Raw genomic sequence first — 21501 nt, forward strand, 5'->3', positions numbered from 1 at the left:
GGCAAGTGAAATGGAAATGTCTAAAAATAATGCATTGGAAAATGGTGCCCGAAAGATAAGCATTTGAGTTTGGACGTTTTGACATCGCTGCTCAGCGTCGGACCGGTAGAGTTCCGCAACCGGGTGGCGCTCGCGCCGATGTCCGGGGTCACCGACCTGCCGTTCCGCCAGCTCGCCTTTGAATTCGGCGCGGGCTTCGTGGTGACGGAAATGGTCGCCAGCCGCGAACTGGTCGGCAATTCGGCCGAATCGTGGTCGCGACTGCAAAATTCCGGCATCCACCCGCACATCGTCCAGCTTGCTGGCCGCGACCCCTACTACATGGCCGAAGGGGCGCGAATCGCGGAAGCCAACGGCGCCGATGTCATCGATATCAACATGGGGTGCCCGGCCAAGAAAGTGATCGGCGGATTGTCCGGTTCGGCATTGATGCGTGAACCGGAACTTGCATTGTCGCTGATCGAGGCGACGGTGAAGGCGGTGAAAGTCCCGGTCACGGTGAAGATGCGGCTCGGCTGGGACGAACAGTCGATCAACGCGCCGGAGCTGGCCCATGCCGCTGAAGAGCTCGGCGCGCAGATGATCACCGTTCATGGCCGCACCCGCATGCAATTTTACGAGGGCAGGGCTGACTGGGACCGGATAGCGGAAGTCCGCGCTCGGATAAAGCTGCCGCTGATCGCCAATGGCGATGTCGAAACTGCTGATGATATCGCCACGATCCTCCGGAAATCCGGCGCTGACGGAGTCATGATCGGTCGCGGCTCGCAGGGCCGCCCCTGGCATGCCGGCGTCTTGGCAGGCATGCGCACAGCGCCCGACCGTGCTGAGATCGCGTGCATTTTCGAACGGCATTATCGTATGACTCTGGACTTTTATGGCGCACCGCCCGGCCTTCGCCACGCGCGAAAACACGTCAACTGGACGCTGGAGCGCTTCGCACCTGCGCTATCAGCAGAACGGCGCAGTGCCGTGCTGACGTCGCATGATCCGGAAATGGTCATCGGCGCGATGCGCGACATCCTGCTCGATCCGGCCTCCGAAATATCAGTCAGAGAGGCCGCATGAACGGCGATCCTTCCAAGCGCAAGACCAAGAAGACCAGCGGCAGCGATCTTGCCCTCGGCGTTCTGAATGCCATCCAGAATGCTGTGATCATGGTCGACGAGGACGGCTACATTGCCTTTGCCAATTGGGAAGCGGAAGCCTTCTTCGGCGCCTCCGAAGCCTATCTGTCGCGCCACACGATCTATGCCTATATCCCGTTCGGCAGCCCGTTGTTGACGCTGATCGACCAGGTGCGCGAACGCAAGGCGCCGGTCAACGAATACCGGGTCGACCTGAGTTCTCCCCGGCTTGGAGCCGATAAACTGGTCGACATCTATGTCGCCCCGGTGTTGWCCGATCCCGGCGCGGTGGTGATCGTCTTCCAGGAACGGTCGATGGCGGACAAGATCGACCGGCAGCTGACGCACCGCGCTGCGGCCCGCTCGGTGACGGGGTTGGCCTCGATGCTGGCGCATGAGATCAAAAATCCGCTTTCCGGCATCCGAGGTGCCGCGCAACTGCTCGAAACCTCTGTCAACGACGAGGACCGGGCGCTGACGCAGCTGATCTGCGAGGAGACCGACCGGATCGTGTCGCTTGTCGATCGCATGGAAGTCTTCTCCGACGAACGGCCGGTGGACCGCGCGCCCTGCAACATCCATTCGATTCTCGACCACGTGAAAGCGATCGCCAAAGCCGGCTTTGCCCGCAATATCAAGATCACCGAGAATTATGACCCGTCGCTGCCGGCCGTGCATGCCAATCGCGACCAGTTGATCCAGGTCTTCCTCAACCTCGTCAAGAATGCCGCCGAGGCGGTGGCCGACCGGGCTGATGCCGAGATCATGCTGACCACCGCCTATCGCCCCGGCATCCGCATCTCCGTCGCCGGCACGCGGGAAAAAATCTCACTGCCGCTGGAGTTCTGCGTCATCGACAACGGCCCCGGCGTGCCGGAGGACCTGAAACCGCACCTCTTCGACCCGTTCATCACCACCAAGACCAACGGCTCGGGCCTCGGCCTGGCACTGGTCGCCAAGATCWTCGGCGGCCATGGCGGCATCGTCGAATGCGACCGGCAGAACAACAAGACCATTTTCAGGGTGCTCATGCCTGCCTCCAAGAACGTGCAGGCAGATGACATCTACGACGAACCAGGGAAATCAGCCAAATGAGTTCTGCCACAATTCTGGTCGCCGACGACGATGCCGCGATCCGCACGGTGCTCAACCAGGCGCTGAGCCGCGCCGGCTACGATGTCCGCATCACCTCCAATGCCGCCACGCTCTGGCGCTGGATCTCGGCCGGCGACGGCGACCTCGTGATCACCGACGTGGTGATGCCCGACGAGAACGCTTTCGACTTGCTGCCGCGTATCAAGCGGGTGCGGCCAGACCTGCCGGTCCTGGTCATGAGCGCCCAGAATACCTTCATGACGGCGATCCGCGCCTCGGAGAAGGGCGCTTATGACTATCTGCCCAAGCCCTTCGACCTCACCGAACTGATCGCCATCGTCGGCCGGGCACTCGCCGAGCCGAAGAAGAAGCCGCCGCGTCACGAGGACGACCAGCAGGACGCCATGCCGCTCGTTGGCCGCTCGGCGGCAATGCAGGAAATCTACCGGGTGCTGGCGCGCCTGATGCAGACCGACCTGACGCTGATGATCACCGGCGAATCCGGTACCGGCAAGGAACTGGTCGCGCGGGCGCTGCACGATTACGGCAAACGCCGCAATGGCCCTTTCGTCGCGATCAACATGGCCGCCATCCCGCGCGATCTCATTGAATCGGAACTGTTCGGCCATGAGAAGGGCGCCTTTACCGGCGCCCAGGCGCGCTCGACCGGTCGCTTCGAACAGGCGGAAGGCGGCACGCTCTTCCTCGATGAGATCGGCGATATGCCGATGGACGCCCAGACCCGGTTGTTGCGCGTGCTGCAGCAGGGAGAATATACCACTGTTGGCGGCCGCACCCCGATCCGCACCGATGTCCGCATCGTCGCCGCCACCAACAAGGATCTGAAACAGGCGATCAACCAGGGACTGTTCCGCGAAGACCTCTATTATCGCCTGAACGTCGTGCCGCTCCGCCTGCCGCCGTTGCGTGAGCGCGCCGAGGATATTCCGGATCTTGTCCGCCATTTCGTCGCCATGACCGAGAAGGAAGGCATGGCGCCAAAACGCTTCGACAACGAAGCGCTCGACGTGATGAAATCCTATCCTTGGCCCGGCAATGTCCGAGAGCTGGAAAATTTCGTCCGGCGGCTTACAGCACTCTATCCGCAGGACGTGATCACCCGCGAGATCGCCGATTCTGAACTGAAGCCGGATATCGCTGCCGGCCCCGCGGAAAAGCCCGGTGCGGCGCCCGGCTCGGTTTCGATTTCACAGGCCGTCGAAGAAAATATGCGCATCTATTTCGCCGAATTCGGCGACAACCTGCCGCCGCCTGGCCTCTACGACCGGGTGCTGGCCGAGATGGAATATCCGCTCATCCTGGCAGCTCTGACCGCCACGCGCGGCAATCAGATCAAGGCTGCCGATCTGCTCGGTCTCAATCGCAACACGCTGCGTAAAAAGATCCGCGAACTCGGCGTCACCGTCTATCGCAGTGCTAGAATGGTGTGATCAACCCTTGACCTGAGGGCACTCACGTTGCATTTTCGCCACAATGCGTTGCTCTATAGCAACGCATTGTTTGTGTCGGGACGTGGCGATTCCACGCTTCCCCCGCGACATCTCCTGGCCGTGCGTCCGCCTTCGGTGCCTTGTCGCCGGCCGTCATGAACAGAATTGCACCGGTCGCCAGACCGGAAAGGGGAACCACCGCATGGCGGAAGCGGTAGCAGAACAGGCAATGACGACTGGGGAGCGGCGCGGCATTTCCACGTCGGCCGGCATTGCGGTCGCCGGCGGCGCCCTGGTCGTGGCGCTTGCGACGTTGGCGGTGTTGCTCGGCTATACCCCGATCGAACCTGTTGACAGTGTCGTCTTCGCCTCTGCCATCATCAATGCGGTCTTCGTCTCGGGACTTATGGTCCTGGTCGGCTATGAGCTCTACCGATTGATCAAGGCGCGCGCCCGCGGCCGGGCGGCGGCGCGGCTGCATATTCGCATTGTTTCGCTGTTCTCGATCGTGGCGATCGCGCCTGCGATTCTTGTCGCTGTGATCGCATCGCTGACTCTCAGCGCCGGCCTCGACCGTTGGTTCAGCACCCAGACGCAGGAAATCGTCAATTCCTCCATCAATGTCGGCGAAGCCTATGTGAAGGAGAATGCCAGCTATCTGCAAGGCCAGACGATTTCCATGGCCAACGACCTCGACAGCTATCGCCAGCTCTTCGCCCTGGACAAGGGTGGTTTCGAGGAGCTGTTGACCCGCCAGACCAAGGGACGCGGCCTGATCAGCGCCCAGCTTCTCAATGCCGATGGCACGGTCATCGTCGGCTCCGAAATGGACGATATCCGGCCTGTACCGCCGGCGCCCCAGGATGCGTTGAGGGCAGCCGTGGCCGGCCGGCCGGCGCTCATTCCGCAGAATTCCACCAATATTGTCGGCGCCATTATCGCACTCAACCAGATCGACGCCTATCTCTACACGATCCGCGCCGTCGACCCCAAAGTCGTGAATGCGCTGCATCTGATGCAGGACAATGCCGCTTACTATAAATCGATGAAGGAAGGTCAGGTCACCACCCAGATCGCCTTCGGCATCATCTATTTGGGCTTCGCACTGATCGTGCTCTTGGCTGCCATCTGGGCGGCGATCGCGGTGGCCGACCGAATCGTTCGGCCGATCCGCCTGCTGATCAACGCCGCCGACAATGTCGCGAGCGGCAATCTCAACGTCGTCGTGCCGGTCCGGGCGATCGACGGCGACGTCGGCTCGCTGTCACGCACCTTCAACAAGATGATTTCCGAAATCCGCACCCAGCGCGACGAGATCGTCACCCAGCGCGACGAAATCCTGATCGCCAAGGACGAGGTCGACGACCGCCGGCGCTTCATCGAGGCGGTGCTTTCCGGCGTTACGGCAGCCGTCATCGGCGTCGAAGGCGACCGGACGATCACCATCGCCAATCCCTCGACCGAATTCCTCCTAGGCCTGAAGCCGGCCGATATTACCGGCCGCAAGCTCGCCGACGTGGCACCTGAAATCGATGCTTTTCTGACCGAGGCAGCATCCCGCGCGCGCAAGGAATTCCGCCGTGAACTGGCGATGATCCAGGGCGGCAAGGAGCGCAATGTCAATGTCCAGGTGACGCGCGAGGAATCGCATGCCGGACAGGAATCCTATGTCATCACCATGGACGACATTACCGACTTGATGATCGCCCAACGTTCGACCGCCTGGTCCGATGTCGCCCGCCGCATTGCCCACGAGATCAAGAATCCGCTGACGCCGATCACGCTCTCGGCCGAGCGGCTTAAGCGCCGCTACGGCCGGCAGATCAACGAGGACGACCGTGCCGTCTTCGACCAATGCACGGACACGATCGTCCGCCAGGTCGAGGATATCGGCCGCATGGTCGACGAGTTCTCGGCTTTTGCCCGCATGCCGAAGCCCTCCAAGGCGCCGAGCGACCTGCGCGACATCCTCAAGGACACCGTCTTCCTGCGCGAAATGGGCAGCCAGAACATCCGCTTCATCCGCGAATGGGGTGACGAGCCGCTGTTTGGCGCCTTCGACGCGCGCATGCTCGGCCAGGCCTTCACCAATCTGGTGAAGAACGCGGTCGAGGCGATCGAAGCCATCCCCGAAGGCGAGACGCGCGACGAATACAAGATCCTCGTCCGGGCGGGCGTCGACGAGCGCAGCGACCGGATCATCGTCGATATCATCGACAATGGCAAAGGCCTGCCGCAGGAAAATAGGCATCGCATTCTCGAGCCCTATATGACCATGCGCGACAAGGGCACCGGGCTCGGCCTGCCGATCGTCAAGAAGATCATCGAGGAACATGGCGGCCATCTGGAGCTTCACGATGCGCCGGCGGATTTTGACCATGGCTATGGCGCCATGATGCGGGTTTTGCTGCCGCGCACAGACGCGGCGGCCGAGGCAGTTGACGGGAAGGTAAGTGCTCATGGCGTCTGATATTTTGGTTGTCGACGACGAACAGGATATCCGCGAAATCGTCTCGGGGATCTTGTCGGATGAGGGTCACGAGACCCGGACCGCGCACGATAGCGACAGTGCACTGGCTGCGATCTCCGATCGTGTGCCGCGGCTGGTGTTTCTCGATGTCTGGATGCAGGGCAGCCGGCTCGATGGGCTCGGTCTGCTCGACGAGATCAAGAACCGCTATCCGGAACTGCCTGTCGTGATGATCTCCGGCCACGGCAATATCGAGATGGCCGTCAACGCCATCCGTCGCGGCGCCTATGATTTCATCGAAAAGCCGTTCAAGGCCGATCGGTTGATCCTGATTGCCGAGCGGGCGCTCGAAACCTCCAAGCTCAAGCGCGAGGTGCGGGATCTGAAGAAGCGCTCCGGCGACACCGCTGAACTGATCGGCACCTCCGTCGCGGTTTCGCAGCTCCGCCAGACGATCGATAAGGTGGCGCCGACCAATAGTCGCGTGATGATTCTCGGACCGTCCGGCTCCGGCAAGGAACTGGTGGCGCGCATCCTGCATCGCAAATCCTCGCGCGCCGAAGGCCCGTTCGTAGCGCTCAATGCCGCGACGATCACGCCGGAGCGCATGGAGATTGCGCTGTTCGGCACCGAAGGCACGCCCGGCCAGCCGCGCCGGACCGGTGCCCTGGAAGAGGCGCATCGCGGCATCCTCTATCTCGACGAGATCGGCGAGATGCCGCGCGAGACGCAGAACAAGATTCTCCGGGTTCTGGTCGAGCAGCAGTTCGAACGCGTCGGCGGCTCCAAGCGCGTCAAGGTCGACGTCCGCGTCATTTCCTCGACCGCCTATGACCTTGAGCATATGATCGGCGAGGGCAAGTTCCGCGAGGACCTTTATCATCGCTTGTCGGTCGTGCCCGTGCGCGTGCCGCCGCTTTCCGACCGGCGGGAGGACATTCCCTTCCTCGTCGACCTGTTCATGCGGCAGATCTGCGACCATGCCGGCATCAGGGCGCGCAAGATCGGCGACGACGCGCTGGCGATTCTTCAGGCCCATGATTGGCCGGGCAATCTTCGTCAGCTGCGCAACAATATCGAGCGGCTGCTGATCCTGGCCCAGTCGGACGGTCCGGATACGCCGATCACCGCCGACATGCTGCCGGCCGATGTGTTGGACGCGATGCCGAGAGTGTCATCGACCGGTGACCAGCACATCATGACGCTGCCGCTGCGCGAGGCGCGCGAGCTTTTTGAACGTGATTATCTGATCGCCCAGATCAACCGCTTTGGCGGCAATATCTCGCGCACCGCCGAATTTGTCGGCATGGAGCGCTCGGCGCTGCATCGCAAACTGAAGACGCTCGGCGTCTGACAGCTACATTTTAATAAGGATTTAAGCATGTCGAGAATTGCCTATGTCAACGGCGCCTATGTCCCGCTTCGCGACGCAGCCGTTCATATCGAGGATCGCGGCTTCCAGTTCGCCGATGGCGTCTACGAAGTCTGCGAGGTCAGGCATGGCGTTATCGTCGACCTGACGCGGCATCTCGACCGGCTGGGGAGGTCGCTTTCGGAACTTAGGATCGCCTGGCCGATGGAGCGCAGGGCGCTGATCCACGTGATCAAGCAGGTGATCAAGAAGAACCTGGTGAAGAACGGCCTGTTCTACATCCAGGTGACCCGCGGTGCAGCCAGGCGCGATTTTGTTTTCCCCGCCGCCGGGACCCAGCCGTCGGTCGTGGTGATCGCCAGGAGCGCCAACCCAGCTATCATCACTGCCAAGAACGAGAATGGAATCAGGGCGATAACGGTCACTGAGAACCGCTGGGACCGCGTCGACATCAAATCCACCGGCCTGTTGCCAAACGCACTGGCGCGCCAGTCCGCCAAGGAACATGGCGCCGCCGAGGCGATTTTCGTCGATCGTGACGGCACAGTGAAGGAGGGCGCCGCCAGCAATGTCTGGATGGTCGATGAAGACGGGACGCTTCTAACGCGTCCCGCCGAGCACGGCATCCTGCGTGGAATCACCCGGACCACGCTCTTGGATGTCGCAAAGAAGCTCGGCCTCACGATCCGCGAAGAGGGCTTTTCTGTTGAAAAAATGAAAGCTGCGCGTGAAGTTTTCATCACGGCAGCGACCAGCATCTGCTTTCCGGTGGTGCAAATCGACGATCAGGTCATCGCCAACGGACATCCTGGGAGTGTTTCGCAAAAAATCCGAGAAGCCTTTTTCGACATTGCGGAAAAGACACCGATTTGATAGCAGTCTATGAAGGTGGCCGCCGGAGGGAGAGGCCGCCCGGAAGCATGTGACAAAAATCCGGCAATAAAGGGCCGGCAACAAGAAGCGGCGGGCGCAATGGCTGAACGTTCTCAAAATCTACAAGATCTTTTTCTCAATACTGTTCGTAAACAGAAAATCTCCCTGACAATATTTCTCATCAACGGTGTCAAGCTGACGGGCGTGGTGACGTCGTTCGACAATTTCTGCGTGTTGCTGCGCCGTGACGGACATTCCCAGCTTGTCTACAAGCACGCGATCTCGACCATCATGCCCGGCTCACCAGTGCAGATGTTTGAAGGCGAAGAGAATATCGGCTAAGACATCCGCTTCCGAGCCTTCCGGCTCGATCATCCGCCGTTCCCGGCGGATGGAACGGATTGGCGTATCTGTCGTTGGCCCTTAGGCGCGCAGATCGGGCGCCACAGTGGAGTAATGGATATTTCAGAACGCGATACGAGCCAGGAATCTCTCATTCCCGAGACGTCTCGGCTCAGGAACGATCATCGAGCCGTCATCGTCGTGCCGGTGTTGAAAAACGGCCACGACACGCATTCGATCCGCAGCAGCGACAGCCGGCTGGACGAGGCGACCGGGCTGGCGCGCGCGATCGACCTCGACATAGCCGGCGCCGAGATCGTCCAGGTGGCGCAGCCGCGGCCGGCGACGCTGATCGGCTCCGGCAAGATCGAGGAAATCCGCCAACTGCTCGATCACGGCGATGCCGGCCTCGTCATTGTCGACCACCCGTTGACGCCGATCCAGCAGCGCAATCTCGAAAAGGCATGGAACGCCAAGGTCATCGACCGCACCGGTTTGATTCTGGAAATTTTCGGCCGCCGTGCTTCCACCAAGGAAGGCTCGCTGCAGGTCGAGCTGGCGCATCTCAACTATCAGAAGGGCCGGCTGGTCCGCAGCTGGACCCACCTTGAGCGTCAGCGCGGTGGCGCGGGCTTCCTCGGCGGTCCCGGTGAAACCCAGATCGAAGCCGACCGTCGCCTTTTGCAGGAAAAGATTCTCAGGCTGGAGCGCGAACTGGAACAGGTGCGCCGGACCCGGCAATTGCACAGGGCCAAGCGCAAGAAGGTGCCGCATCCGATCGTGGCGCTGGCGGGCTATACCAATGCCGGCAAGTCGACGCTGTTCAACCGTCTGACCGGCGCCGGTGTGCTGGCTGAGGACATGTTGTTTGCGACGCTCGACCCGACGCTCCGCCGCATCCGCCTGCCACAGGGGCGCACGGTGATCATGTCCGACACGGTCGGCTTCATCTCCGACCTGCCGACGCATCTCGTCGCCGCTTTCCGCGCGACGCTGGAAGAGGTGCTCGAAGCCGATCTGATCCTGCATGTCCGTGACATCTCCGATCCGGACAATGCCGCCCAGGCATCGGACGTCCTGCGTATCCTGACCGATCTCGGCATCGAAGAGGGCGAGCGCGAGACCCGGATGCTAGACGTCTGGAACAAAATCGACCGCCTTGAGCCGGAAGCCCATGCGGCGCTCGTCGCCAAGGCTGAAGGAACCGAAAACGTCATGGCGGTGTCGGCGATCAGCGGGGAGGGTGTCGACGCTCTCCTGGCCGAGATCAGCAAGCGCCTTTCCGGGGTGATGACCGAGGCGACCGTGGTACTTTCGGTCGACAAGCTGTCGCTGCTGCCCTGGTTCTACCAGAATGCCATCGTCGACGCCCGCGAGGACCGCGAGGACGGCTCAGTCAGCCTCGATGTGCGGCTCGCCGAAGCCGAAGCGGTGGAAATGGAACGCCGACTCGGTATCGGCCAGCCGGCTACGAAGGAGCCTTGGGAAGACTGACAGGGTAGAGCAGACCGGTTTTGGGTGAGGCGATCACCCCGCTATGCCGGAACGCTGTCGCGCGTCCTATGTATTCCGCCACCGGTGTGCAACCCGTTAGAGGCGATACCAGACCTTCGGATCGTCCGCCGCCTGGATCATTTCCCAGCGCAGGCCCGTCTTGCGCCAGCTGCGGACGGCGCCGGTGAGGTTGTCGAGCACGAGATCGCCCTTGCTGGTGCGAACGACGAGGACCAGGTGGCCTTCGCCCCAGGAGGTATAGGCGACGGCCAGCCGCAACGCTGACTCAGGCCAGCCGCGCGCGATCAGCGCGTGGCGCTTGGTGATCGCATAGTCATCGCAATCGCCCGAAATGGGCGCGAGTGTCCACTGGTCATTGCCGGCATCGTTGACAGGCGTGATTTCACGGTTGATCTCCGCGTTGACGGCGATCAGCTCATGCTTTTTGGCTGGCGTCAGATCGACGATCCTCGGGCCGCTGGAAGCGGTGCAGTCCGCGGGCTGCTGGACGCAGAACATCACATGCGCGAAAGGCGCGACAGCCCGGCTCTTTTCCTGCAGGAACGGCACGCGGTTCTGTTCGGGCGCGCGGGTCAGTCCGCCGAGGCCGAACGGAAAAGCAGCTGTGCTGGACAGCGCTACCGAAAGCACGGTTGCCACGAAAATCGTGATCAGTTTGTGCATCGAAAATCCCCAATCATACACCAAAATTGTCCCGCCGCGATGTCGCACCCTGCGACCGAGCGGCTCTTGGTTCGACTTTTTTTGAGTCTTTTTGAATGTAGCGGGCGTTTGTTGGCTTATTTTCAAACTTTTCGATTCAATTTTATGGAACATGCCATTTCGGGACAGCATTGCCGATTATTTGCCATCTCGACGCGGTGATGAACCGACAGGCTCAGCGCTTTTTTCTGGGTTGTCGAACGTGCTCGCGGATCACCCGCGGGTCCGATATGCTTGACGTCCGGGATCTGGATATGACGACCGTCCCGACAAAGTGGAATTGTTGCCGTTGCTATGCGTAAACTGATTAGCAAATTCTTTGAGCCAGAGCCCGAAGCACCGCGGCGCAGCCGGATCACCATACCGTCCGAGCGCGTCGCGAATATCTTTGCGATCGGTGACATTCACGGGCGGCTCGACCTGCTTCTCAATCTCGAACGACGGATTTTGGAGCGGGCGCGGGAGATTGGCCAGCCGGCGCTCGTCGTCTGCCTCGGTGACTTCATCGATCGTGGATCGAATTCACGTGGCGTCATCGAGCATCTCATGCGGAAAATGCCGGCGCCGCTCTTCCGCGTGAACATTTGCGGCAACCACGACGATGCTTTTCTACGGTTCATAAGGGATGGGCATTTCGATCCAGGTTGGCTTGGATTGGGCGGTGAGCAGACGCTGCAATCCTATGGCATCGATGTGTTCGGCTTGCTGGCTGCCGACTCCAGCGGGCACAAGCTCAAGCGTTTGGCACGCGACGCCATCCCGCCGGCGCATGTCGATTTTCTGCAGAACCTGCCGGTCACGATTTCGATCGGCAAGCTGCTTTTCGTGCATGCGGGTGTCGTGCCTGGTATTCCTCTGGCACAGCAGTCAGACTCGAATCTGATGTGGATCCGCGAACCGTTCCTGACGGAAGGGCCGCGGCTCGACCTCACTGTCATCCACGGCCATACTCCGTCGAGCACGGTCCAGTTCGGCACCAATCGCGTCGGCGTCGACACCGGTGCCTACGCCACCGGCAAGCTGAGCGCTGTGCATATCGGTCCGCACGGCATCACCGAAGTGTGAGGCCGCATTCTGTCGTCTCAGGGCTGCTAAGCCGTTGACGATTCCTGGTTGAGCAGGCAGAACGGCTTCCTGTCGTGGACGACTCGCCGGGCTACTTTCGATGGAAATCTATAATTTCGCACTCATGGCCTTCGAAGCCGTGATCTATTTCGTCGTCCTCATCGTCCTCCTGCATTTTCGCGCGCGCATCGGCATCGGGATCTTCATGACCGTGCTCGGGACGATGCATTTCCTTGAAACCTATCTTGCTGCAAAATTCTATGTGCAGTTGCCGTTCGGCGCAGTGTCGCCCGGATCGGCGACGATGTTTGCCGGCAAGCTGCTGATGATCCTGCTGCTCTACATCAAGGAGGACGCGACAACCGTCCGGCAGCTGATCTACGGTCTGCTGATCGGCAATTTCGTCTGCCTGCTGTTCGGCTTCGTGCTGGCGCTGCATAGTGGTGGCGGTCCAAATGGCGGTGTGCTTGCCGATAGCGATTTCCTGCGGGAAATGGGCGTGCTGATGGTCTGGGGAACGACCCTTCTCTACATAGACTCTCTCGCCATCATCATCGTCTACGAGCGGCTCGGCAATCTCATCGGCCGAAGCCTGGTGCCGCGTTTCTTCGTCGCCGGCGTGCTCACGCTGACATTCGATCAGGTGGGCTTCTTCGGCGCGCTGCACTATCTCGTCGGTGCCCCCGCTTCGGTGTTCTGGGCCGGCCTGTTCGGCAAGATCAGCATGGCGGCGGTCTATGCCGCCGTCACTGCGGCCTATCTCGCGCTGACCTATGAGAAACGCGCGGCCGTGCCGTCACGCTCCGTCGCCGACTTGTTCAACGACCTGACCTATCGCGAGAAATATACCGATCTTCTGTCGCGCAGCGGATTGGACGCCCTGACCGGGCTGCTCGATCGCGGCCGGCTCGACCGCGACGGCGGCGACATGGTTCGCGCCGCCATGCGTCGTGGCCACGATTTCAGCGTCATGGTGGTGGATGCCGATCATTTCAAGGAAATCAATGACCAGTTCGGCCACCTCGAAGGCGATGCGGTGCTGAAGACGATCGCCGACACGGTTCGGCGCAGCGTGCGCGGCAATGATCACGTCTATCGCTTCGGTGGCGAAGAATTCATTGTGCTGGCCGACGCCACCGGCCATGAGGAGGCGATAGCCATGGCCGAGCGTATGTGCCGCAACATCAGCGATAGCGTTCGTGCGGCCGGCGACGCGAAAGTGTCGGTCAGCATCGGTGTCGCCACAGGGCCAAAGCAGGGCCAGAGCCTGGTCGAACTGATTTCCGCCGCCGACAAGAGCCTCTATCAGGCCAAGGCAGATGGTCGCAATCGAGTGCAGGGCGCATTCACGAGCGGTTAGACGGCTCACTTTTCTTCGCGTCCTGCCAGAGCTCCTCCATCCGTTCGAGACTGGCGTCTTCCAGATTTTCACCAGCCGCCGAGAGGCTCTTCTCGATGTGACCAAARCGGCGCCGGAACTTGGTGTTTGTGCCCCGCAGCGCCATTTCCGGATCGGCGCCGACATGCCGGCCGATATTGACGGCGGCGAAGATCAGGTCGCCGAGTTCATCGGCGATCTTCGCCTTGTCGTCTGTCGAGATGGCCGCACGGAATTCGGCAATCTCTTCTTCTATCTTGTCGAGGATCGGTTCGGGCTCCGACCAGTCGAAGCCGACTTTCGCCGCATGCTGCTGCAGCTTCAGCGCCTCGGTCAATCCCGGCTGGGCTCGATCGACACTGCCCAGGTGACCCGCCTTGAAATCCTCGGTGATGCCGCGGCTGGCCCGTCGCTCGGCGCGAGCGCGCTTTTCCTCTGTCTTGATCTCATCCCATTGTTTCCTGACCTTGGTCGGATCGTCGGCATCGGAGGTAGCGAAGACATGCGGATGGCGGCGGATCATCTTGGCCGTGATCGCCTCGACCACGTCGCCGAACGAGAATTCGCCCAGTTCCTCGGCCATGCGCGCATGGAAGACGACCTGCAGCAGCAGATCGCCCAACTCGTCGCGCAGGTCGTCGAGGTCTTTGCGCTCGATCGCGTCGGCGACCTCATAGGCTTCCTCGATCGTGTAGGGTTTGATGGTCTCGAAATTCTGTTCAAGATCCCACGGGCATCCGGTGACGGGCGTGCGGAGCGCCGCCATGATCTCGATCAGGCGGCTGATATCCTTTGAAGGCTGCATGGCGGTCTCAGTTCAGCGGAATGGCGTTGTCGTCCTTGGAGGACTGATAGGCATCGGACATCTCGGCATAGGCTGCCTTGATGGCGTCGATGCGGGTGGCGAATTCGCTTTTGTGGCCGGGAGCAGCGATCTCAGCGAGCTCGGCAATGGCAAAGCTTCTCCAGAAAGCGTTGCTCCGCCGATAGCCGCCGGGCTCCAGCCCAAACACCTCTTTGAGGATTTTCAGGTCATGCGGGATGGCGAAGGCGTCGCGGCTATCCTCATGGCTGAAGAAATATAAGAAATTGTCGAAACCGGCCCAGGTGATCGCCGACATGCACATCGTGCAGGGTTCGTGGGTGGAGAGGAAGATCAGATCGCGTGTATCCGGCCGGTCCGGCATTTCGTAAAAGCGTTTCAGCGTGTGAACTTCACCGTGCCAGAGCGGATTCTCCGTCTCGTTATTGGTTTCGGCGAGCACCAGCGACAGGTCAGATTTGCGCAAAAGTGCTGCGCCAAACACCTTGTTGCCCGCCTCCACGCCCCGCCGCGTCAACGGAATGATGTCGTTTTCCATCACGGACAGGAGGCGCGAGACGAGGGCATCATTGACGGCGTAGGACATTTGGGGGCTCCGATGGCTGTCGCGACCTTAGCTGGTCAGCCGCCGGATTGGAAAGGCTTCGGCGGTGCAAGCAACAGATTATTCGGGCGGCCATTTCTGCGCCCAATGATTTGCGTCACTCGTCGCAATCTCAGGTAACCCTCACGAGAATCGCAGCGCGACGGTTCTCGCAACGCTTCAGCGCTTCATCATGAGAAAACCATTTGGCAGCCGGATCGCTTGCGCGATCCAGTCCTTCCTGCACTTTGCGCAAGAACCACTGGTCGTAGGTTTCTTCTTGACTGTGTTTTGGCGGCGGCGCGTCTCGGACATCGGAAATCTCATTTCTATCGTCGAGAAGAGGACGGTGCAAAAATAGCGATTTTCGATTGCTACCGAAGTTGGTTCGAAGCGCAAGTGTCACTTCAGCGGCCGCCTCTGCGACGAATGCAGGATGCGGAGGACGACGATCTCCTCTTCACGGACCGAGTAAACGGCAATGTAGGATGTACCCGCGAGCACCATCTCTCGTGTGCCTGCAATCCGACCGGCTTTCCAACCTGTCGGAAATGTCTTCAGCAATTTGACTCGTGTTTCAATCTCATCGCGGACCTCCAAGGCCGCGACCGGATTTCTTTCAGCGATGTATTCGGTAATATTTTCGATATCTGCTTCGGCGTCAGAAGACCAGCGAAGCTCTGTCACTCAGGCTTCCGGGCAGCGGCCAGCAACGCGGCTCGTTTTTCCCGCCAGCGAGCATCGTGCTCTTCCTCGCTGATCAGAACTGCGGACCCGTCCTTCAATCTGGCAATCGTTTTCTCGACTTCCGCGCGGAACCATTCATCGTGGCCGCTCGGAGCATCATCCGATGAAAGCGCAGTGGATATCTTTGAATGTGTGGCCATGATGATCACATACCTTTACTTGCGTGATCATAGGCCATTTTACCGAAATCCTCAACTCGACTGCTCGGCAGATATTGCTCTTAAACCCCGAAAACCGAGGATAAGAATATACTTATTCCGCCCTTGTCGGATTTCTGTTCCTTCACTTTTGCCACGCTATGAAAGATAGTGCAGCCTCTCGAAAGGGTGTGTGTATGTCAAATCGCGACGATCAGCTGTCTGTCTTTCCGGCCTTTTTCCGCGTCGAAGGGAGAAATGTCGCCGTGATCGGCAATGGCGATGAGGCGCTGGCCAAGGTGCGGCTGTTGATGAACACGCGCGCCAAGATCACGCTGATTGCCGATCGGCCAGAAGCCGCGTTGATGATGTTGGTGATCCAGCAGGATATCCGCCATGTCGCGCGCGCTTTCGAGGCCAGCCTGATCGAAGACACGCAATTGGTCTTTGCCGCCACCGGCGACCACGAAGCGGACCGTGATATCGCTGAAGTGGCGCGGGGACTAAAAATCCCGGTCAATGCCGTCGATCAGCCCGAACAATGTGATTTCCTTACGCCTGCCATCGTCAACCGTGCGCCCGTCGCCGTGGCAATCGGCACGGAAGGGGCAGGGCCGGTGCTGGCGCAGATGATTCGCGCCCAGATCGACCAGATTCTCTCGCCGTCGCTCGGTCCGCTGGCGCGGCTGGCAGTGCTCTACCGCGACGCCGTCGACCATGTCTTGCCAAAGGGCGTCACCCGCCGCGTTTTCTGGCGGCGGTTCTTTTCCGGTGAGGTCGCGGATGCTGTCAGCCTCGGTCGTATGGCCGAAGCCGAGCGTGAAGCGACGCGGCTTCTCAACACCATGGACGCGGTCAAGGGCCATGTCTGGTTGGTTGGCGCCGGCCCCGGTGCCGAGGACCTGCTCACGCTGCGCGCCCAGCGGGCGATGATGGAGGCGGATGCCATCGTCTACGACGCGCTCGTGCCGCAGTCGATCGTCGAGATGGGCCGCCGCGACGCAGATCGCATCCCCGTCGGCAAGCGCAAGGGCTGCCATTCCAAATCACAGGAAGAAATCAACGATCTGCTGGTCACGCTCGGCAGTGCCGGAAAGCGCGTCGTGCGGCTGAAATCCGGCGATCCGCTGATTTTTGGTCGCGCCGCCGAGGAAATGACGGCGCTCCGTGGAGCCGGCGTCAGCTATGAGATCGTGCCGGGCATCACCTCCGCCTTCGCCGCCGCCGCCGATTTCGAACTGCCGCTGACGCTGCGTGGCGTCGCCTCGTCGCTGATCTTTACCACCGGCCATGACCTGACCGGAGACGTGCTGCCGGATTGGGCCAGCCTTGCCATTTCCGGTGCTACGATTGCCGTCTATATGGGACGCACGGTCGCGGCCTCCGTGGCAGGCCGTCTGATCGGCGCCGGCCTGCCGGGCGACACCACTGTTGCCGTGATCGAAAATGCCAGCCGCCGCGACCGGCGCATGCTGCACGGCGTGCTCGCCGACCTGCCGGGTCTCGATGGCCGCGATGATCTGACCGGGCCGGTCATGGTGATTATTGGTGACGCCGTGGCGGGCGCCAACCTTGACAATTCGGAGCCATTGCTTTCAAGGCAATCCGAGCCCGCCGAGACTTCCGGAGTTTGATATGGCCCTGCAGATTTTGACCGCCAACCGGCTGACGGATGGCATTGCCGTCTGGTACGATGTTGACGGTCGATGGAACGAAAGTATAGCCCGTGCCCAGATCGCCCATACCAAGGAGGATGTGGAGCGGCTTGAGGCAATCGGCAAGAAAGCTTTCGCCGACAATGTCGTGCTCGACGTCAATCTGATCGACGTCGAGGTGAATAATGGCTTCATCCGGCCGCTTCGGCTGCGCGAACGCATCCGCGCCGAGGGGCCGACGATCGATTACGTGATCTGACGGCGTCCGCGCCGGCAAACGAATGCACTGAGGACAGAGTGTAATGTACCGCTACGATGAATTCGATCATGCCTTTGTCGCCGGTCGTGTCGCGCAATTCCGCGACCAGGTGGAGCGACGCCTCGCCGGCGAAATCGCCGAGGATGCCTTCCGGCCGCTCCGCCTGATGAACGGCGTCTACCTGCAGCTCCATGCCTATATGCTGCGCATCGCCATCCCTTATGGCACGCTGAATTCGAAGCAGATGCACATGCTGGCGCATATCGCGCGCAAATATGACCGCAGCTATGGCCACTTCACCACGCGCCAGAACATCCAGTTCAACTGGCCGCGGCTGGAAGATACCCCTGATATCCTTGCCGATCTGGCATCGGTCGAAATGCACGCCATCCAGACCTCAGGCAACTGCATCCGCAATGTCACGGCCGATCACTTCGCCGGCGCTGCTGCCGACGAGGCTGCCGACCCGCGCCCCTACGCCGAAATCCTGCGTCAGTGGTCGTCGGTGCATCCGGAATTCACTTTCCTGCCGCGCAAGTTCAAGATTGCCGTCACCGGCGCCGATTATGATCGTGCCGCGATCCAGGTGCACGACATTGGCCTGCACCTGAAGAAGAACGACAAGGGCGAGATTGGGTTCGACGTCTATGTCGGTGGCGGCCAGGGCCGTACGCCGATGGTGGCGAAGAAGATCCGCGAATTCCTACCGGAAGAGGATCTGCTGTCCTACATCACCGCGATCATGCGGGTATATAACCTCTACGGTCGCCGCGACAACAAGTACAAAGCGCGCATCAAGATTCTCGTCCATGAGACCGGCGTCGAAAAGCTCTCGGCCGAGATCGAGGAAGAATTCAAGACGCTCAAGAATGGCGAACTGACGCTGCCGGAAGCCGATGTCGAGAAGATTTGCAGCTATTTCGCTCTGCCGGACCTGCCCGAACGCGCGGAAGGCTGGGCAAACCTGGCGGCCTGGAAGAAGGCTGACCCGGATTTCGCCCGCTGGGTGGATTTGAACGTCAAGCCGCACAAGAACCCGGATTACGGCATGGTGACGATCTCGCTGAAGCCGATCGGCGGCATTCCCGGTGATGCCAGCGATCGGCAGATGGACCTGATCGCTGATCTCGCCGCAGAATATGCCTTCGACGAAATCCGCATCAGCCACGAGCAGAATGTCATCTTCCCGCATGTGGCGCTGGCCGATCTCGAACCGCTCTACCGCGCTCTGCAGCCTGCCAATCTGGCGACTGCCAACAACAACCTGATCACAGACATCATTGCCTGTCCTGGCCTGGACTATTGCGCCTTGGCGAATGCCCGCGCGATCCCGGTGGCGCAGGAAATTTCCGAGCGCTTCGGTTCGCCCGAGCGGCAGGCCGAAATCGGTGAGTTGAAGATCAAGATCTCCGGCTGCATCAATGCCTGCGGCCATCACCATGTCGGCCATATCGGGCTTCTGGGTGTCGAGAAGAAGGGCACGGAACTCTACCAGATCACGCTCGGTGGCTCGGCCGACAACGAGACATCGATCGGCGAAATCATCGGCCGCGGTTTCGAGCCGGAAAAGGTGACGGATGCGGTCGAGGTCGTGGTCGATACCTATCTTGGCTTGCGCCTGTCGTCCGAGGAGACTTTCCTTCAAGCCTATCGCCGTGTCGGCCCCCAGCCGTTCAAGGTCGCCCTCTATGGCGGCAATGCCGCTGAAGCCGCTTGAGACCGGAGCCCATAATGACCAGAATTTGGAATGAATCCGGTTTTGTCAGCGACGATCCCTGGGTGGTCGAGACCGAGGAAAACAAGGCTGGCGTCAACGAAAAGCCGATTCTGTCGCTCGATGCGTTCATCGAAAAAGCCAAGGCCGGGGAAACCGCTCTCGGCGTGCTGATCAAGCCGGCCGATAATGTCAGGGACCTTGCGCCTTACCTCGATAACATCGCCATCGTTGCCGCCTCCTTTCCGGCCTTCAACGATGGCCGCGCCTTCAGCCATGCCTCGATCCTGCGCGAGCAGCTTGGCTACAAGGGCGAATTGCGCGCGGTGGGCGACGTGCTGATCGACCCGATTCCGCTGATGCTGCGCGTCGGCATCACCAGCTTCGCCGTCACCAATCCGGTGGCGCTCAAGCGGCTGGAAGAGGGAAAGCTGCCGGGCATCACCAACCATTACCAGCCGACCGCACGGCCGTCGCAGAACCCGCATTCCTACAGCTGGCGGCGGGTTTCGTAAAATCCGCGTGGCGCCGTCAGTCTATCTGCCCGACGCCATCCCGGCTTGTTCTGAAGATGCCCAATAGTCGCGCGACAAGTCGTTGCGCGATTTCGCCTATTTGGCAGATTTCTTCTTTGAATTCTTCTTTTTCATGAATTCATCCACCGCGAATGTATCGACGAATTGCAGATATTCAATGATGAGGTCATCCTTGAATGTCAGTTTATCGACCACCTGGGTGTCTGCTATCTTGGAACCATCAGGAATATAGATGACGTCACCGCGGCGGTGCACGTAGATCGTATCTTTACTCTGGTGTTGGGTGATGATCTTGAGCTGGCTGAGATCCCAGGCCGCAAACAGCATTGTTGCCGCTTGTTCAATTTCCTCTTTTCCTACCCATCGTTTGGTGAGCGCATCGAGCTTGTCTGTGCCGACGATCTGGAATGTACAGTCCGGATGAACGTAACTGAGGTGCTTTTCTTGCTCGGATTTGGCCCGCGCATCATAGAATTTCCTCAGCACTTTCTTATTGCCCATTGGAAGCCTCCCCATTTGATGACAGGAAATGTGCGCGCAATTTTCGCGGGTCGCAACTATGAACATTGTGCGACCTGATGAAATCGGCACGCCTATGCGAAGTGATGCACACAGGTCAGGGGAGCAAAACTCTCTTCAGGGGCAAATTCATTCGTACACAAACAATTTTCTGGAAATCCTCGTCATTTCGGCGTATAGTCGAATGCGTGAATTCATGGATATTCAAAAGCCTATTCCGCGTGGCTTCACGGCATTGGAAACCGATGCCTTCAATATCCATCGCCGATGTAATATCTGCCTAGTTCGAAATTGCACATGCTGAGGAATCAGGACTTCATGAACGCGCCCGCTCTGAACAAGGAAATCATCTCCGCTGCCATCCCGGCCGGTGTCTATGCCGAAACGGTCACGGCTGTGCAGCATTATACCGACCGCCTGTTCCGTTTCCGGATGACCCGGCCGGCGGATTTCCGTTTCCGTTCGGGCGAGTTCGCGATGATCGGCCTGATGGTCGAGGGCAAGCCGATCTACCGCGCCTATTCGGTCGCCAGCCCCGCCTGGGACGAGGAACTGGAATTCTTCTCGATCAAGGTTCCGGATGGCCCGCTCACCAGCCACCTACAGAGCATCCAGGTCGGCGACACTGTGCTGATGCGCAAGAAGCCGACAGGCACATTGGTCAATGACGCGCTGCTGCCGGGCAAGCGGGTCTATATGTTCTCTACCGGCACCGGCATTGCGCCCTTCGCCAGCCTGATCCGCGACCCGGAGACCTACGAAAAGTTCGACGAGGTCATTCTTTGCCATACCTGCCGCGACGTCGCGGAGCTGCAATATGGCTTCGACCTTGTCGAGGAAATCCGCAATCACGAATTCCTGTCTGAAATCGTCGGCGACAAACTGAAGCATTATGCGACCGTGACCCGCGACCCGAGCTATCCGCACCAGGGCCGCATCACCGACAATATCCGCTCCGGCAAGCTGTTCACCGATCTCGGTGTGCCGCCGCTCAATCCGGAAACCGACCGCGGCATGATCTGCGGCTCGGCGGCGATGCTGAAGGAAACCAAGCAACTGATGATCGACGCCGGCCTGGAAGAGGGTGCCAACAGCAGGCCCGGCCAGTTCGTCATCGAACGCGCCTTCGTCGACTAAA

The 21501-nt window shown here is 60.2% G+C and carries 22 protein-coding genes; 15 read left to right on the top strand and 7 right to left on the bottom strand.

Annotated elements, in window-relative coordinates:
* Positions 1 to 63: 63 nt before the first annotated feature.
* The 8 genes from dusB (at position 64) to hflX (ending at position 10224) form a co-directional block, all read left to right on the top strand.
* Positions 64 to 1068 carry a tRNA dihydrouridine synthase DusB gene (gene dusB / locus AC1DYF_RS22595; RefSeq protein WP_477879017.1) on the top strand — a complete coding sequence of 335 codons (1005 nt, stop codon included), beginning with the start codon at positions 64 to 66 and terminating at the stop codon, positions 1066 to 1068.
* Positions 1065 to 2222 (top strand): two-component system sensor histidine kinase NtrB, encoded by a 1158-nt coding sequence (locus AC1DYF_RS22600; protein WP_477879018.1) that lies wholly within the window; start codon positions 1065 to 1067, stop codon positions 2220 to 2222. Before dusB ends, AC1DYF_RS22600 begins: the two co-directional genes overlap by 4 nt.
* Positions 2219 to 3673 carry a nitrogen regulation protein NR(I) gene (gene ntrC / locus AC1DYF_RS22605; protein WP_477879019.1) on the top strand — a complete coding sequence of 485 codons (1455 nt, stop codon included), beginning with the start codon at positions 2219 to 2221 and terminating at the stop codon, positions 3671 to 3673. The genes AC1DYF_RS22600 and ntrC overlap by 4 nt, the downstream gene beginning before the upstream one ends.
* Positions 3674 to 3875: 202 nt before the next feature.
* On the top strand, positions 3876 to 6143 hold the full coding sequence (locus AC1DYF_RS22610) for a sensor histidine kinase NtrY-like (RefSeq protein ID WP_477879020.1): 2268 nt from the start codon (positions 3876 to 3878) through the stop codon (positions 6141 to 6143).
* Positions 6133 to 7497, top strand: a complete 1365-nt coding sequence (ntrX, locus tag AC1DYF_RS22615) for a nitrogen assimilation response regulator NtrX (RefSeq protein WP_477879021.1) — start codon at positions 6133 to 6135, stop codon at positions 7495 to 7497. Before AC1DYF_RS22610 ends, ntrX begins: the two co-directional genes overlap by 11 nt.
* 27 nt (positions 7498 to 7524) lie before the next feature.
* On the top strand, positions 7525 to 8388 hold the full coding sequence (locus AC1DYF_RS22620) for a D-amino-acid transaminase (protein WP_477879022.1): 864 nt from the start codon (positions 7525 to 7527) through the stop codon (positions 8386 to 8388).
* Positions 8389 to 8487: 99 nt separating this feature from the next.
* Entirely contained in the window at positions 8488 to 8730 is a 243-nt protein-coding gene (gene hfq, locus AC1DYF_RS22625; protein ID WP_201661278.1) for an RNA chaperone Hfq, read from the top strand.
* Between the two features lie 114 nt (positions 8731 to 8844).
* Positions 8845 to 10224, top strand: a complete 1380-nt coding sequence (gene hflX, locus AC1DYF_RS22630) for a GTPase HflX (protein WP_477879023.1) — start codon at positions 8845 to 8847, stop codon at positions 10222 to 10224.
* Positions 10225 to 10320: 96 nt separating this feature from the next.
* On the opposite strand, the gene AC1DYF_RS22635 is transcribed toward hflX, so the two are convergent.
* Positions 10321 to 10908, bottom strand: a complete 588-nt coding sequence (locus AC1DYF_RS22635; RefSeq protein WP_477879024.1) for a transglutaminase-like cysteine peptidase — start codon at positions 10906 to 10908, stop codon at positions 10321 to 10323.
* Between the two features lie 333 nt (positions 10909 to 11241).
* Here AC1DYF_RS22635 and AC1DYF_RS22640 point away from each other — a divergent pair, with 333 nt between their 5' ends.
* Both AC1DYF_RS22640 and AC1DYF_RS22645 read left to right on the top strand, forming a co-directional pair.
* On the top strand, positions 11242 to 12012 hold the full coding sequence (locus AC1DYF_RS22640; RefSeq protein WP_477879025.1) for a metallophosphoesterase: 771 nt from the start codon (positions 11242 to 11244) through the stop codon (positions 12010 to 12012).
* Between the two features lie 100 nt (positions 12013 to 12112).
* On the top strand, positions 12113 to 13372 hold the full coding sequence (locus AC1DYF_RS22645; RefSeq protein ID WP_477879026.1) for a GGDEF domain-containing protein: 1260 nt from the start codon (positions 12113 to 12115) through the stop codon (positions 13370 to 13372).
* Here the strand turns inward: AC1DYF_RS22645 and mazG are convergent.
* From mazG to AC1DYF_RS22670, 5 genes are all read right to left on the bottom strand, one after another.
* Positions 13359 to 14195, bottom strand: a complete 837-nt coding sequence (gene mazG, locus AC1DYF_RS22650; RefSeq protein WP_477879027.1) for a nucleoside triphosphate pyrophosphohydrolase — start codon at positions 14193 to 14195, stop codon at positions 13359 to 13361. The genes AC1DYF_RS22645 and mazG overlap by 14 nt on opposite strands.
* A gap of 7 nt (positions 14196 to 14202) precedes the next feature.
* Positions 14203 to 14799: a deaminase gene (locus AC1DYF_RS22655; RefSeq protein ID WP_477879028.1), complete on the bottom strand. Its 597-nt coding sequence runs from the start codon at positions 14797 to 14799 to the stop codon at positions 14203 to 14205.
* Between the two features lie 130 nt (positions 14800 to 14929).
* On the bottom strand, positions 14930 to 15202 hold the full coding sequence (locus AC1DYF_RS22660) for a hypothetical protein (RefSeq protein ID WP_477879029.1): 273 nt from the start codon (positions 15200 to 15202) through the stop codon (positions 14930 to 14932).
* A complete protein-coding gene (locus tag AC1DYF_RS22665) occupies positions 15199 to 15483 on the bottom strand; it encodes a type II toxin-antitoxin system RelE/ParE family toxin (protein ID WP_477879030.1) in 285 nt (94 codons plus the stop codon). Before AC1DYF_RS22665 ends, AC1DYF_RS22660 begins: the two co-directional genes overlap by 4 nt.
* Complete coding sequence (locus tag AC1DYF_RS22670) at positions 15480 to 15692, bottom strand: hypothetical protein (protein ID WP_477879031.1); 213 nt, start codon at positions 15690 to 15692, stop codon at positions 15480 to 15482. The genes AC1DYF_RS22665 and AC1DYF_RS22670 overlap by 4 nt, the downstream gene beginning before the upstream one ends.
* A gap of 185 nt (positions 15693 to 15877) precedes the next feature.
* Between AC1DYF_RS22670 and cysG the strand changes: the two genes are divergently transcribed.
* The 4 genes from cysG to AC1DYF_RS22690 are packed head-to-tail and all read left to right on the top strand — an operon-like array spanning position 15878 to position 19823.
* Positions 15878 to 17314 (top strand): siroheme synthase CysG, encoded by a 1437-nt coding sequence (gene cysG, locus AC1DYF_RS22675; RefSeq protein ID WP_477879032.1) that lies wholly within the window; start codon positions 15878 to 15880, stop codon positions 17312 to 17314.
* Between the two features lies 1 nt (position 17315).
* A complete protein-coding gene (locus AC1DYF_RS22680; RefSeq protein ID WP_477680024.1) occupies positions 17316 to 17594 on the top strand; it encodes a DUF2849 domain-containing protein in 279 nt (92 codons plus the stop codon).
* Between the two features lie 43 nt (positions 17595 to 17637).
* Entirely contained in the window at positions 17638 to 19311 is a 1674-nt protein-coding gene (locus AC1DYF_RS22685; RefSeq protein WP_477879033.1) for a nitrite/sulfite reductase, read from the top strand.
* Positions 19312 to 19325: 14 nt separating this feature from the next.
* Positions 19326 to 19823 (top strand): DUF934 domain-containing protein, encoded by a 498-nt coding sequence (locus AC1DYF_RS22690; protein ID WP_477879034.1) that lies wholly within the window; start codon positions 19326 to 19328, stop codon positions 19821 to 19823.
* Between the two features lie 96 nt (positions 19824 to 19919).
* Here AC1DYF_RS22690 and AC1DYF_RS22695 read toward each other — a convergent pair whose 3' ends face one another.
* The gene (locus AC1DYF_RS22695) at positions 19920 to 20345 is read right to left on the bottom strand and encodes a nuclear transport factor 2 family protein (protein ID WP_477879035.1); all 426 of its coding nucleotides are present in this window, start codon (positions 20343 to 20345) and stop codon (positions 19920 to 19922) included.
* 336 nt (positions 20346 to 20681) lie between these two features.
* Here AC1DYF_RS22695 and AC1DYF_RS22700 point away from each other — a divergent pair, with 336 nt between their 5' ends.
* Positions 20682 to 21500 carry a ferredoxin--NADP reductase gene (locus tag AC1DYF_RS22700; RefSeq protein ID WP_477879036.1) on the top strand — a complete coding sequence of 273 codons (819 nt, stop codon included), beginning with the start codon at positions 20682 to 20684 and terminating at the stop codon, positions 21498 to 21500.
* Position 21501 lies beyond the last annotated feature (1 nt).

The organism is Rhizobium sp. P2_G9, assembly GCF_056403475.1.